Source organism: Salinicola endophyticus, from assembly GCF_003206575.1.
GTDB classification, from domain to species: Bacteria; Pseudomonadota; Gammaproteobacteria; order Pseudomonadales; family Halomonadaceae; genus Salinicola; species Salinicola endophyticus.
Genome location: NZ_PZJO01000011.1, coordinates 22,448 through 35,491 on the forward strand (window position 1 = coordinate 22,448; position 13,044 = coordinate 35,491).

At 68.9% G+C, this 13,044-nt stretch carries 11 protein-coding genes; 8 read left to right on the forward strand and 3 right to left on the reverse strand.

Annotation, left to right across the window (positions count from 1 at the left end; translation table 11 throughout):
- Window positions 1–42: 42 nt before the first annotated feature.
- The 4 genes from DOM66_RS18285 to modC all read left to right on the forward strand — a co-directional run bounded on the left by DOM66_RS18285 (window position 43) and on the right by modC (window position 3,114).
- Window positions 43–423 (forward strand): winged helix-turn-helix domain-containing protein, encoded by a 381-nt coding sequence (locus tag DOM66_RS18285; RefSeq protein WP_110676401.1) that lies wholly within the window; start codon window positions 43–45, stop codon window positions 421–423.
- A gap of 113 nt (window positions 424–536) precedes the next feature.
- Window positions 537–1,316, forward strand: a complete 780-nt coding sequence (gene modA / locus DOM66_RS18290; protein ID WP_110676403.1) for a molybdate ABC transporter substrate-binding protein — start codon at window positions 537–539, stop codon at window positions 1,314–1,316.
- A gap of 5 nt (window positions 1,317–1,321) precedes the next feature.
- On the forward strand, window positions 1,322–2,017 hold the full coding sequence (gene modB / locus DOM66_RS18295; RefSeq protein ID WP_110691128.1) for a molybdate ABC transporter permease subunit: 696 nt from the start codon (window positions 1,322–1,324) through the stop codon (window positions 2,015–2,017).
- Entirely contained in the window at window positions 2,014–3,114 is a 1,101-nt protein-coding gene (modC, locus tag DOM66_RS18300; RefSeq protein ID WP_110691129.1) for a molybdenum ABC transporter ATP-binding protein, read from the forward strand. The genes modB and modC overlap by 4 nt, the downstream gene beginning before the upstream one ends.
- A gap of 671 nt (window positions 3,115–3,785) precedes the next feature.
- Here modC and DOM66_RS18305 read toward each other — a convergent pair.
- Window positions 3,786–4,418, reverse strand: coding sequence for a TetR family transcriptional regulator C-terminal domain-containing protein (locus tag DOM66_RS18305; RefSeq protein WP_110691130.1), 633 nt, complete (start codon window positions 4,416–4,418; stop codon window positions 3,786–3,788).
- 195 nt (window positions 4,419–4,613) lie between these two features.
- Between DOM66_RS18305 and xdhA the strand changes: the two genes are divergently transcribed.
- The 4 genes from xdhA to guaD are packed head-to-tail and all read left to right on the forward strand — an operon-like array spanning window position 4,614 to window position 10,728.
- Window positions 4,614–6,062, forward strand: a complete 1,449-nt coding sequence (gene xdhA / locus DOM66_RS18310) for a xanthine dehydrogenase small subunit (protein WP_110691131.1) — start codon at window positions 4,614–4,616, stop codon at window positions 6,060–6,062.
- Window positions 6,046–8,487, forward strand: a complete 2,442-nt coding sequence (gene xdhB, locus DOM66_RS18315) for a xanthine dehydrogenase molybdopterin binding subunit (protein WP_110691132.1) — start codon at window positions 6,046–6,048, stop codon at window positions 8,485–8,487. Before xdhA ends, xdhB begins: the two co-directional genes overlap by 17 nt.
- Window positions 8,484–9,377: a xanthine dehydrogenase accessory protein XdhC gene (gene xdhC / locus DOM66_RS18320; protein WP_110691133.1), complete on the forward strand. Its 894-nt coding sequence runs from the start codon at window positions 8,484–8,486 to the stop codon at window positions 9,375–9,377. Before xdhB ends, xdhC begins: the two co-directional genes overlap by 4 nt.
- A 16-nt stretch (window positions 9,378–9,393) precedes the next feature.
- The gene (gene guaD, locus DOM66_RS18325) at window positions 9,394–10,728 is read left to right on the forward strand and encodes a guanine deaminase (protein WP_110691134.1); all 1,335 of its coding nucleotides are present in this window, start codon (window positions 9,394–9,396) and stop codon (window positions 10,726–10,728) included.
- 33 nt (window positions 10,729–10,761) lie between these two features.
- Here guaD and DOM66_RS18330 read toward each other — a convergent pair whose 3' ends face one another.
- Both DOM66_RS18330 and DOM66_RS18335 read right to left on the reverse strand, forming a co-directional pair.
- Window positions 10,762–11,733, reverse strand: a complete 972-nt coding sequence (locus DOM66_RS18330; protein ID WP_245392487.1) for a hydroxymethylglutaryl-CoA lyase — start codon at window positions 11,731–11,733, stop codon at window positions 10,762–10,764.
- The gene (locus DOM66_RS18335) at window positions 11,733–12,935 is read right to left on the reverse strand and encodes a CaiB/BaiF CoA transferase family protein (RefSeq protein ID WP_110691136.1); all 1,203 of its coding nucleotides are present in this window, start codon (window positions 12,933–12,935) and stop codon (window positions 11,733–11,735) included. The genes DOM66_RS18330 and DOM66_RS18335 overlap by 1 nt, the downstream gene beginning before the upstream one ends.
- Between the last annotated feature and the right edge of the window lie 109 nt (window positions 12,936–13,044).

Here is a 13,044-nt window from a genome sequence, read left to right on the forward strand (position 1 = left end):
TGCTATGGTAGGGCCTCGCTCCACTGCCACGGCCCGCTGTCGATGACCCGCACCCACCACCCCCGCCCCCAGCTCCAGCTGCGCCTGGTCGCCGAGCGCGATATCGTGCTCGGCCCGGGCAAGATCGCGCTGCTCGAGGCGATCGAGCACCACGGCTCGATCGCCGCCGCCTGCCGCGAGATGCATCTGAGCTACAAGAAGGCGTGGCAGTTGCTGGAGACCATGGGCCGTCACTTCGACACCCCGCTGGTCGACACCTGCTCCGGCGGCAGCCAGCGCGGCGGCGCCACGCTGACCCCCTTGGCCCGCGAGCTCATCGTCCACTACCGCGCACTGCTACAGCGTCTCGACGCAGCCCCGGAAAGCGAGGCCCTGCGCGCGATGCTGCGACCACTGAACACGCCGACGCCCCCTGACCGCTGATCGACGCATCGATACGCCGCCGCTGGCCGTGCCGCTGGCGAGAGAGTCGACGCTCTTCCCCACCTGGTCTATAGTCTTTCCCGTTATTTCCAAACAGACATAGCGAGAATGCCATGCCACCGCTGCGCACCGTCGCCACCCTCGGCGCCCTGCTGTTCACGCTGCTGCCGCTCAGCGCCAGCGCTGCCGAGCGCATTCAGGTGTTCGCCGCGGCCTCGCTCACCGATGCCATGAACAGTGCCATCGCCAGCTACGAATCACAGCACGATGTCGAGGTGGTACCGGTCTACGCCTCCTCCTCCACCCTGGCGCGCCAGATCGCCAACGGCGCCCCGGCGGATCTCTACCTCTCGGCCAACGAGCAGTGGATGGACTGGCTCGCCGATCAGGGCACCACGGTCGATCAGCGTATCGACCTGCTCGCCAACCGGCTGGTGCTGATCGCTCCGCGCGGCAGCGATATCGCGCCCTTCACCCCCGGCGATGGCACATCTATCGCCGCGCGACTGGGCGCCGGCGAGCGGCTCTCGGTGGGCAATACCGACCACGTACCGGCGGGGATCTACGCCAAGCAGGCGCTCGAATCCCTCGGCGAGTGGCAGGCGCTGCAGTCGCGTCTGGCCAGTGGCGACAACGTGCGCGCGGCCATGGCCCTGGTCGAGCGTGGTGAAACGCCACTGGGGATCGTCTATCAGACGGATGCCGAAGCCAGCGACGACGTGCGCCAGGTCGGCATCTTCCCCGACGCCAGCCATACACCGATCACCTACCCCATGGCGGTGGTCACCCCAGCGCCCAGCGCCGCCACCGAGGCGCTGCGCCAGTGGCTGGCCGGTGACGCGGCGCGCCGGATCTTCACCCGCTACGGCTTCACGCCGCTCACCGGCGACTGAGCCGGGTGCTCTCGGACGCCGAATGGCAGGCGCTGGCGCTGAGCCTCAAGATCGCCGGCAGCGCGGTGGGCTGGACCCTGATCCCCGGAGTCGCACTGGCCTGGCTGCTGGCGCGCCACGAGTTTCGCGGCAAGGCACTGCTGGATGGTGTCATCCACCTGCCGCTGGTGCTGCCGCCGGTGGTGGTGGGCTATCTGCTGCTGCTGGCGCTGGGGCGCCAGGGCTGGATAGGGCACTGGCTGCAGACGACGCTCGGCGTCACCCTGCCGTTCACCTGGCAGGGCGCCGCCGTGGCCGGCGGGGTCATGGCCTTTCCGCTGCTGGTACGCGCGGTGCGGCTGTCGCTGGAAGCGGTCGATCCCAAGCTCGAGGCGGCCGCGGCAACCCTCGGCGCCGGGCGCTGGCGAGTCCTCTTCACCATCACCCTGCCGCTGGCCCTGCCCGGCCTGCTCACCGGCAGCGTGCTGGCCTTCGCCCGCGCGTTGTCGGAGTTCGGCGCCACCATCACCTTCGCGTCGAACATTCCCGGCGAGACCCGAACCCTGCCGCTGGCGCTCTACACGCTGATCCAGACACCCGGCAAGGAGGCCGCCGCCGCACGGATGTGCTCGCTCTCCATCGCCATCGCGATGCTCTCGCTGATCGCTTCCGAGTGGCTCGCCCGCCGCGCCCGGCGGCGCCTGCAGGAGCGCGACCGATGAGCACACTGACGACCACCAGCGCCCTTTCACTCGATCTGCGCAAGCGGCTCGGCGACTTCACCCTGGAGGTGGCCCTGGAGGTGGCAGCAAGCGGCGTCACTGCGCTGTTCGGCGAGTCCGGCAGCGGCAAGACTAGCCTGCTGCGCCTGATCGCCGGTCTCGACCGCCCGGATGCAGGGCATGTGCGCCTGGGCCAGCAGTGGCTGACCCACTGCCAGCGCGGTATTGCGGTACCCGTGCATCGGCGCCGACTCGGGGTCGTGTTCCAGGAGCCGCGCCTGTTTCCCCACTACCGTGTGCGCGGCAACCTCACCTATGGCATGCCGCGGGCCGCCCGTGGGCGCTTCGACGACCTGATCGCACTGCTGGGTATCGAGCCGCTGCTCGAGCGCCTGCCGGGCACGCTCTCCGGCGGCGAAGCCCGGCGCGTCGCCGTCGGCCGTGCGCTGCTCGCCCAGCCCCGCCTGCTGCTGCTGGACGAACCGCTGACCGGTCTCGATGGCGAGCGCAAGCAGGAGCTGCTGCGCTACCTGGTGCGGCTGACCCGGGAGATCGACATTCCCGTGCTCTACGTCAGCCACGACACCCAGGAGATCACCGCCATCGCCGACCACCTGGCGCTCATCGACAGCGGGCGCCTGGTGGCCCACGGCCCGCTCGATGCGCTACTGCTGCGACTCGATCTCGGCGGTCGCCTGGGAGGCTTCGACGCAGCATCACGGCTGTACGGCAGAGTGAGCGCCCAGGATGCCCACTACGCACTCACCCAGATCACCCTGGCCGATGGCCAGAGGCTACGTGTGCCGCGTATCGATCAACCGCTCGGCAGCGGGGTACGTCTGCGTGTCGGGGTACGAGATGTCGCGATCGCTCTGGCCATGCCGGCAGATACCAGCTATCGCAACGGTCTCGTGGCGCGCATCGTCGATACCGCCCCCTCGACGCACGACCCCAGCGCCCAGGAACTGCGCCTGGCGGTCGGCGAGCAGTCGCTGCGCGCCCGCCTGACTCGACAGGCATGCGACGAGATGGGCCTGACACCGGGGCGGGAGGTGATCGCCCTGATCCGCAGCGTCGCTTTCGAGGCGCCAGGCTGAGTCGATCCGCCAATCACGTGAGGACGGCAGCGCGAAGACAATTCCTTTCCGTCTCGAATGGCTGCATCAGGGTTTTTCTTCAACCGAAACAACGGCTTCTCTTGGCGGGTACAGGCCCGCTCACCGAGCACTGTTTCTTTTTGTAATTATTGGATTTTAAACGAAAAAGTCATTAGCTGTCGGCGTCGTCGCTCGGCTAGAATGGCCATGGCAGGAAGCCTGGCTCAGGGACCCCGCTCAAGGATCGAGCGTGATGGCAAGGATCGCGCCAGGGAGAGCCCAGGGATAGATCGAGAGCAAATGGAGCTTGCCGGTGCTCAAGGTCGAGACTCGACAGGAGGTCGAGTGCGAAGGGACTCGCTTCCGTCGTGGTGTTCTCGACGTGCTATTGTCGCCGTTTTACCCTCATCGTCTGCTCCCCGCCTTGATCGTACGTGTCGCTACGCCACGGCTACCCGATCTTCTTCTATCGCCCCCCCGTTACCGAACGCCTTTCCATTGCCCGTACCGCTATAGACCGCCCTTCTATCGACAGCCCCTTCTATCCGAATGCGCTGCGCTATCCATGCGCTTGCAGACACGCCTTACGCTCTGATCCCTGACCTCTCTGGCCAGCCACACGCCTGCGACTGCCTGACGGTGCAGGGAGATCGTGCCATGGCGATCACGCTTCACGCCTGCGTCAGCCCGCACCCTTTCAGAATCACCTGGCACAGACAGTCGCTGGCCGCGGCGAAGTCGGCATCCCCCAGCTGGGCCTGTCCGGTGATGCCGATCACCTGTGCCTCGAAATCGGCGTAGTGCTGGGTCGCCGACCAGATCAGGAAGATCAGCCACACCGGGTCCACCGGATCCATGCGCCCCTGCTCGGCCCAGCGCCGGAAGATCGCCGCCCGCGACTCGACCCACTCGCGCATGCTGCCGGCGAGAGTCTCCTGCAGAAACGGCGCCCCCTGCAGTATCTCGTTGGCGAACAGCCGCGAGCTGAGCGGATGCGTCTGGCTAAGCGCCATCTTGCTGCGGATGAACGCCTCGATCACCGTGGCCGGGTCGTCCTCTTCGCTGATGTCGCTGAGCGCGGTGTTCCAGCGCGTCATGGTGCGTTCCAGCAGTGCCACGTAGAGCCGTCGCTTGCTGCCCACGTAGTAGAGCACGTTGGACTTGGGCAGCTCGGCGGCGGCGGCGATCGCCTGGATACTGGCGCCACGGTAGCCGTGGCGCGCGAAGACCAGCTCCGCGGCGTCGAAGATCCGCCGTTCGTTACGCTCACGAACCGTCGGTCCCGCTGCACTCGAGTCGTTCACGCGCTCTCCTTGAATCGTCGATGGTCCACGCGCAATCTTACCCGAACCCTCTTGCCTCCGGGCACGCGATCGGAGAACCTGTAACGACTTGACCGATCGGTCAGCTTTTACCGGCTCTCGTCATGCGGCGTCGGCATCCGTCGCGCCGCCGCATGATGCCCCAGATAACGACAACACCACCACCATGGGTGAGCGATGATCGAATTCTTCCTCAATGGCCGACGCCAGTGCGTCGAGGCCGCGCCCGGGACCAGCGTGCTGGAGCTGCTGCGCGAGACGCTGGGTCATTGCGGCACCAAGGAGGGCTGTGCCTCGGGCGACTGCGGCGCCTGCACCGTGGCGATCGCCGAAGCCGAGTCGGCCCAGCCCGCGCCCTGGCGCACCGCCAACGCCTGCATCACGCCGGCGCATCAGCTCCAGGGCTGCCATCTGGTCACGGTAGAGGGGCTGGCGCAGGGTGAGGCGCTGCATCCGGCCCAGGCCGCCATGGTCGAGTGCCACGCCAGTCAGTGCGGCTTCTGTACCCCCGGCATCGTGATGTCGCTGTTCGCCCTGCACGAGTCGCGCCGCCAGGTGCCCGCCACCCCGCTCGCGTCGCAGACGCTGGAAGCCGCACTGGGCGGCAACCTGTGCCGCTGCACCGGCTACCGCCCGATTCGTGACGCCGCCCATGCCATGTCGATACAGCCCGACAGCCGCCCCGCCTGGGCCGAGGATGCCAGCCTGGAGAGCACCTGGCGCGCCCTCGGTCGCGCCAGTTGCGCCACCCACTACCATACGCCACAGCACCTCACCGAGCTTAAGCAACTGCGCCGTGAGCACCCCCAGGCCCCGCTGGTGGCGGGTGCCACCGACCTGTGGCTTGGCGCCACCCAGCGGCTCGAACAGTGGCCCGTGGTGATCGATCTGCGCCAGGTCGCCGAACTGCGCCGCATCGAGGCAGAGGAAACGGGATGGTGGATCGGTGCGGCGGTCACCTACCGGGAGTGGGAGCCACTGCTGCAGGCCCACTACCCCGCCTTCGCCCACCTGCTCGAACGTCTCGGCTCGGCCCAGATTCGCCACCGCGCCACGGTCGGCGGCAATATCGCCAACGCCTCGCCCATCGGCGACACCCCGCCGGTGCTGCTGGCGCTCGAAGCACGCCTCAGGCTGGCCGGCCCCGAGGGCGAACGCGAACTGCCGCTCTCGGCATTCTTTCTCGACTACCGCAAGACCGCCCTGCGCGCGGGCGAGTGCATCGTCGCCATCTGGCTACCGCGCCCCGAACCCGACGCACAGCTACGGGTATGGAAACTCTCCAAGCGCCGTGAGGATGATATCTCGACCCTGCTCGGCGCCTTCCACTGGCGTCAGACGGGGGAGCGGCTGCACGACGTGCGCGTGGCCTTCGGCGGCATGGCGGCGACCCCGCTGCGGGTGCCCACGGTAGAGGCCGCACTCGAGGGCAAGCCAGCCACTTCGGAGACCTTCGCCGACGCCAAGCACGCCCTGCGCGCGGCGCTGACGCCGCTGGACGACGTCCGCGGTTCCGCCGAGTATCGGCTGACCGCCGCCGCCAACCTGCTCGAGCGCTGGGCGCTGACCCTCGACCCGAGCCGCGACGATACCCAGGAGGTGGCGCTCGATGCGTACGCTCACTAAACGTCTGCAGGCCAATCACACCCGCGTTGAGGCGCGCCCGCCGGTGCCCGCCACCGAGGCCCCGGTGCAGGGTGACGAGCCGCTGGCGCGGGAGGCCATCGACCCGACCCCGCCAAAGGCGCGCCATCCCCACGCCGCGCGCCACGAGAGCGCGGTCAAGCATGTCACCGGACGCGCCCACTATATCGATGACCTACCGGCACCCGCGGGCGCCCTGCACGCCATGGTCGGCCTGAGCGAGGTCGCCCACGGCCGCTTGCTCCGGCTCGATCTCGACGCCGTGGCCCGCAGCCCCGGAGTGGTCGACGTCATCAGCGCCGGCGACATTCCCGGCCACCGTGATATCGGCCCGGTCTTCCCGGGGGATCCGCTGTTCGCCGAGACGGCCGTGAGCTACGTCGGCCAGCCGCTGTTCGCCGTGGCCGCCACCAGCTATGCCGCGGCACGTCGCGCCGTGCGCGCCGCGGTCATCGAGATCGAACCGCGGGCGCCGCGTTTCGATCCGGTCGCCGCCGCCGCGGCCAGAGAGTTCGTGCGCCCCTCCCACCGCCAGGTCGGTGGTGACTGGGCCCAGGCCCTGGCGCAAGCGCCCCATGTACTGGAAGCACAGCAGTTCGTCGGTGGCCAGGAGCACTTCTACCTCGAGGGGCAGGCATGCCTGGTCATCCCCAGCGAAGACGAAGGGGTGACCGTCTACACCTCGAACCAGCACCCCAGCGAAACCCAGAAGCTGGTCGCCGAGGTGCTCGATATCCCGTTCCATGCGGTGACGGTGGAGAACCGGCGCATGGGTGGCGGCTTCGGCGGCAAGGAGACCCAGGCCGCGCCCTGGGCATGCATGGCGGCGCTGCTCGCCCGGCGCAACGGCCGCGCGGTGCGTCTGCGCCTGCCACGGGCAGAGGATACCCGCGCCACTGGTAAACGCCATCCGTTCCACAATCGCTACCGCCTGGGAATCGATGACGACGGCGTGATCGTGGGCGGCGACATCGAGCTGATCGGCGACTGCGGCCACTCGCCGGATCTCTCCGAGGCAGTGGTCGACCGCGCCATGTTCCACGCCGACAACGCCTATTCCCTGGGCGCGGCACGGGTCACCGGCCACCGCGCGCGCACCCACACGGCCTCCAACACCGCCTTTCGCGGCTTCGGCGGCCCCCAGGGGATGATGATCATCGAACGCGCCATGGACGATATCGCCCGGCATCGCGGCGAGGACCCACTGACCATCCGCCAGCGCAACCTCTATCGCCCTGGCCGCGAGACCACCCACTACGGCCAGCACGTCGACCAGCACCCGCTGCTGCATCACGTGGTCGAACGCCTGACCCACAGCAGCGACTACTGGCAGCGCCGCGACGAAATCACCGCGTTCAACCGTCACAGTCCGGTGATCAAGCGCGGCCTGGCGCTGACGCCGGTCAAGTTCGGCATCTCCTTCACCGCCAAGCATCTCAACCAGGCCGGCGCCCTGCTCCACGTCTATACCGATGGCAGCGTGATGATCAATCACGGCGGTACCGAGATGGGACAGGGCCTGCACACCAAGATCTGCCAGGTGGTGGCGCGGGAGCTGGGGATCGAGCTGGGGGCGGTGCGCATCAGCGCCACGCGCACCGACAAGGTACCCAACACCTCGCCCACCGCAGCTTCCAGCGGCGCCGATCTCAACGGCATGGCGGCGCGCGACGCTGCCATCCAGTTGCGCCGGCGGCTGCTCGACTTCGCCGCCGAGCACTATCAGTGGGACCGTGAGGGACTCGAGTTGCAGGAGGGGGCGCTGATCGCCGGCAACGGCGATACTCGCCATCGGGTCGCCTGGGGTGAGCTGATCCAGGCCGCCTATCTGGCCCGGGTCTCGCTCTCGGCGACCGGCTTCTACGCCACCCCGCTGATTCACTACGATCGTGCCAGCGGCCAGGGGCGCCCGTTCTACTACTTTGCCTACGGCGCCGCGGTGAGCGAGGTGCGCGTGGACACCCTGAGCGGCGAGTACCGGGTGGAGCGCGTCGACGTGCTCCACGACGTGGGCGACTCGCTCAACCCGGCCATCGACCGCGGCCAGGTGGAGGGTGGCTTCATCCAGGGGATGGGCTGGCTGACCAGCGAGGAGCTGAAGTGGAACGCCGAGGGCCGACTGCTCAGTGACGGCCCGGCCACCTACAAGATTCCCACCTTCGGCGACCTGCCGCCGGTCTTCAACGTCGAGCTGCTGGAGGGGCACCCCAACTCCCAGGCCAGCCTCTACCGCTCCAAGGCGGTGGGCGAGCCGCCGTTCATGCTGGCAATCTCGGTCTGGTCGGCGCTGCGCGACGCCCTCGCCAGCCTGGTCGACTACTGCGAGAGCCCGGATCTGGATACGCCGGCAACGCCCGAGCGCGTGCTGCTGGCGGCAGAGGCCCTGCGCCAGCGGAGCCGCTCATGAGCCCAGCCCCGGAGAACCCCGCAGCCACATGGCCACCGGAGCCCTGGCACGCGGCGCTCCACCAGCTGCAGCAGGCGGGCGAGCCCCACGTGCTGGCGAGTATCGTCGCGGCCAGCGGCTCGACCCCGCGGGAGCCCGGGGCCAAACTGGTGATCACAGCGGCCCAGGCGTTCGACACCCTGGGCGGCGGCCATTTCGAGCAGCAGGTGATCGCCCTGGCGCGGGAGACCCTGGCGGCGGCGCCTGCCACGCCGCAGACCCGCCTGGAGACCTTTGTCCTCGGCGCCCGCTCGGGCCAGTGCTGCGGCGGCTGCGTGCAGGTGCTGATCGAGAGTTTCCCCGGCACCGAGCAGCGTCTGAGTCTGTTCGGCGCCGGCCACGTGGGCCAGGCGCTGGTCGCCCTGTTGGCGCCGCTGCCATGGCGGATCGACTGGTTCGACAGCCGTACGGCGGCGTTCGACGGTAGCGCCGGCGGCCCCCGGGTGCACTGCCACGGTTTCGACGCCGAGGCGCCGGAGGCCACGCTGAAGGCACTGGTCGGACACGGCCACGTGCTGATCATGACCCACGACCATGCCCTCGACCGGCGGCTGCTGGCCGCGCTGGCGCCGCGTGACGATCTCGCCTCGCTGGGGCTGATCGGCTCGGCCAGCAAGTGGTCGAGCTTTCGCGCGGCGCTGGGCCGGGCCGGTCTCGGCGAGTCGGCACTCGAGCGGGTACGCTGCCCCATCGGGCTCGCCGCCACTGCCGCCAAGCGCCCCCAGGAGATCGCTATCAGCGTCGCCGCCGAACTGCTGGCACTCTCCACACCGCCCGCTCTAGCGGATGACGATCACCATCGCGGCATCCCCGCGGCCACGCTGCGGGATGCCTTCCCCTCCGCTCGCTGACGATGACCTTGCCACCATGACCCACTCGCACAGACTGCTCCGCGGCGCCCTGTTCACCTGCCTCGACGATCCCGGCGAGGACGACACGCCGCTGCCCGACACCACCCGTTATCTCGAGGATGGCGCGATCTGGATCGTCGACGGCCATATCCACGCCGTCGACGACTACGCCACGCTGGCCGCCCAGCTGCCGCCGGAGATCGAGGTGGTCGACTATCGCGGCAAGCTGATGATGCCGGGCTTCATCGATAGTCACGTCCACTACGTGCAGCTCGATATCATGGCCTCCTACGGCCACCAGCTGCTCGACTGGCTCAACGACTACACCTTCCCCGCCGAGTGCCGCTTCGCCGACGCCGAGCACGCCCGGCACGCCGCCGAGCGCTTCCTCGACGAGCTGCTGCGGGCCGGCACCACCACCGCCCAGGTGTTCTGCTCGTCGCATCCGAACTCGGTCGACAGCTTCTTCAGCGCCGCCCAGCGGCGTCAGTTGCGCATGCTCGCCGGCAAGGTCCTGATGGATCGCCACGCCCCTGCGGCGCTCACCGACGATACCCTCGGTGGGGTGCGCGACAGCGAGCGGCTGATCGCCAACTGGCACGGCCGCGATCGCCTCGCCTACACCCTGACGCCGCGTTTCGCCCCGACCTCCACCCGCGAGCAGCTCGACGCCGTGGGCGGGGTACTGCGCAGCGCGCCGGATCTCTACCTGCAGACCCACCTGTCGGAGAATCGCGGCGAGATCGCCTGGGTCGCCGAACTCTTCCCGGAACGGCGCGACTATCTCGACGTCTACGAGCACTATGGGCTGGTCGGCCCGCGCAGCACCTTCGCCCACGGCATCCATCTGGATCACGACCAGCGCCGCCGCCTGGCCGAGCCCGGCGCCAACATCGCCTTCTGCCCGACCTCGAATCTGTTCCTCGGCAGCGGGCTGATGGATCGCCTGGCCTGCCGCGATGCCGGGCTGGCCACCTCGCTGGCCAGCGACGTCGGCGCCGGCACCTCGCTGTCGGGCTTCGGCACCCTGCAGGGGGCGTATCAGGTGGGAGCACTGCTGGGCCAGCCGCTGACCGGCTGGCAGGGGTTCTACCGGCTGACGCTGGGCAATGCCCGCGCACTGCACCTGGCGGACAGGATCGGTAGCCTGCAGCCGGGCTACGAGGCCGATATCGTGGTCCTCGATCCGGACGCCACACCGCTGCTGTCACGCCGCCTGAGCTGTGCCACGACGCTGGCCGAGCGCCTGTTCGCGCTGATGATGCTGGGTGACGACCGCACCGTGGCCGCCACCTGGGCCAATGGGCGGCCCGTGCATGTGCGCGACTCAGTCGCCGCGGGCAGCGCCTGAGCCGCGCCTGAGCCGCGCCGTCGGCGCTACTCGCTATCCGCTGCCCGTGGGCAGCGGATAGCGCCGCTCGGCGCTACCGGCCTTGACCACCTGGCCCGGCACCGCATGACCGACCAGCGCCGGCAGCTGCTCGGCCACCGCCAGCAAGCGCGCGAGGTCGACCCCGGTCTCCACGCCCATCTGGGCGAACATGTGGGCCAGATCCTCGGTGCAGACATTGCCGCTGGCGCCCGGGGCGAAGGGGCAGCCGCCCAGCCCGCCTAGGGCGGCATCGAAGCGCGTCACTCCCTGCTGCCAGGCACTGAAGGCATTGACCAGTCCCATCCCGCGGGTATCGTGCACGTGTAGCGTCAGCGGCAGCCAGGGCCAGCGCGCCAGAACCTCGCCGCACAGGGTCGCGACCTGCTGCGGATTGGCCATGCCGGTGGTGTCGCACAGACTGATCCCCTGAACGCCCAGCGCCAGCAGGCGCTCGATGATCTCCATCACCCGCCGCTGCGGTACCGCGCCCTCGAACGGACAGCCAAAGGCGGTAGAGATCGAGGCGTTGACATGGACCCCGCTGCCGCGGGTGATCTCGAGAATGCCGGCAAAGCGCGAAAGCGACTGCTCGGCGCTCATGCGCAGATTGGCGCGGCCGTGGCTATCGCTGGCGGAGAGCACCAGATTGATCTCGTCGACACCCACCGCCAGGGCACGCTCGGCGCCCTTCTCGTTGGGCACCAGCACCACGTAATCGACCCCGGGGACGCGCTCGATCCCCTGCATCACCGCCTCGGCGTCGCGCAGCGTGGGGATCGCTTTGGGCGAAGTGAAGGAGGTCGCCTCGATCTTGGCCACACCAGTGCGCGAGAGCGCATCGATCCAGCGGATCTTCTCCGCCGTGGGCACGAACCGGGGCTCGATCTGCAGGCCATCGCGCGGCGCCACCTCGTTGAGCGTCACCCGCTCACTGCCCCGCGGCATGCCGCCAGAGGCCGCCCCCGTCAAGGTGTTTCGAGACATCAGATCACCCCCCGCTCGCGCATCTTGGCCTGGGTCTCGCGGTCGATACCGAGTTCATCGAGCACGTCCTGGGTGTGCTGGCCCAGCGCCGGGCCGCCGCCGTGGATACGCCCCGGGGTACGGCTCAGCTTGGGCAGCACCCCGGGTACCTTGAGCTCGTCGCCATCGGCCAGGCGCACGCTCTCGATCATCTCGCGGGCCAGATAGTGGGGATCGGCGACGATATCTTCAGCGGTATAGGGATAGCCCACCGGCACATGGGCGCTCTCGAGGGTGTCCAGGACCTGATCGCGGGCACGCAGACGGGTCCACGCCTCGATCGCACCATCGATCAGGTCGGCATGCTGGCTGCGGCCATCGTTATGGGCGAAACGCGGATCCTCGGCCAGATCGGCACGACCGATCGCCTGCATCAGCCGCTTGAAAATACTGTCACCGTTGCCGGCGATCAGCACGTACTCGCCGCCGGCGCAGCGGTAGGCGTTGGAGGGGGTGATGCCGGGCAGCGCACTGCCGGCAGGCTCACGCACCACACCGGCGGCGTCGTACTCGGGCAGCAGGCTCTCCATCATGGCGAAGACCGACTCGTAGAGGGCGACATCGATATACTGTCCGCGGCCGCTGCGCTGGCGCTCCTGCAGTGCCAGCAGCGCGCCGATCACGCCGTAGAGCGCCGACAGCGAGTCGCCGATGCTGATGCCGACCCGCACCGAAGGCTGGTCAGGATGGCCAGAGAGATAGCGCAGGCCGCCCATGGCTTCGCCGATCACGCCGAAGCCCGGGCGATCACGGTAGGGGCCGGTCTGGCCGTAGCCGGAGATGCGCACCATGATCAGCCGCGGATTGAGCTCGCTCAGCGCTTCCCAGCCCAGATCCCACTGCTCCAGGGTACCGGGGCGGAAGTTCTCGACCACGATGTCCGCTTCTGCCACCAGCCGGCGCACCACCGACTGCCCCTCCGCCGTGCGTAGATCCAGCGCCAGCGAGCGCTTGTTACGGGTCTGCACGTGCCACCACAGCGAAGTGCCATCCTTGAGCACGCGCCATTTGCGCAACGGGTCCCCCGTACCGGGCGGCTCGATCTTGATCACGTCGGCGCCGAATTCACCCAGCAGCTTGCTGGCGAAGGGCCCCGCGATCAGCTGTCCCAGTTCGATCACCTTGAGCCCGGCCAGCGCCTGGGCACCGTCGTTTGCCGACATCGCCTTCTCCCATGGTTGGCAGCGGCAGGCGCGGGCGCCATACCGCGTGGCGCGCGCCGGCCGCCGATGCCAGGCAGCATGGCGTAGCCCGACGGCGCCGACAATTGGG

Bases quoted from the DNA above. Each gene is read 5' to 3' on its own strand.
- DOM66_RS18285 (WP_110676401.1), top strand. From the start codon at position 43: ATGACCCGCACCCACCACCCCCGCCCCCAGCTCCAGCTGCGCCTGGTC.
- modA (WP_110676403.1), top strand. From the start codon at position 537: ATGCCACCGCTGCGCACCGTCGCCACCCTCGGCGCCCTGCTGTTCACG.
- modC (WP_110691129.1), top strand. From the start codon at position 2,014: ATGAGCACACTGACGACCACCAGCGCCCTTTCACTCGATCTGCGCAAG.
- xdhA (WP_110691131.1), top strand. From the start codon at position 4,614: ATGATCGAATTCTTCCTCAATGGCCGACGCCAGTGCGTCGAGGCCGCG.
- xdhB (WP_110691132.1), top strand. From the start codon at position 6,046: ATGCGTACGCTCACTAAACGTCTGCAGGCCAATCACACCCGCGTTGAG.
- xdhC (WP_110691133.1), top strand. From the start codon at position 8,484: ATGAGCCCAGCCCCGGAGAACCCCGCAGCCACATGGCCACCGGAGCCC.
- guaD (WP_110691134.1), top strand. From the start codon at position 9,394: ATGACCCACTCGCACAGACTGCTCCGCGGCGCCCTGTTCACCTGCCTC.
- DOM66_RS18330 (WP_245392487.1), bottom strand. From the start codon at position 11,733: ATGTCTCGAAACACCTTGACGGGGGCGGCCTCTGGCGGCATGCCGCGG.
- DOM66_RS18335 (WP_110691136.1), bottom strand. From the start codon at position 12,935: ATGTCGGCAAACGACGGTGCCCAGGCGCTGGCCGGGCTCAAGGTGATC.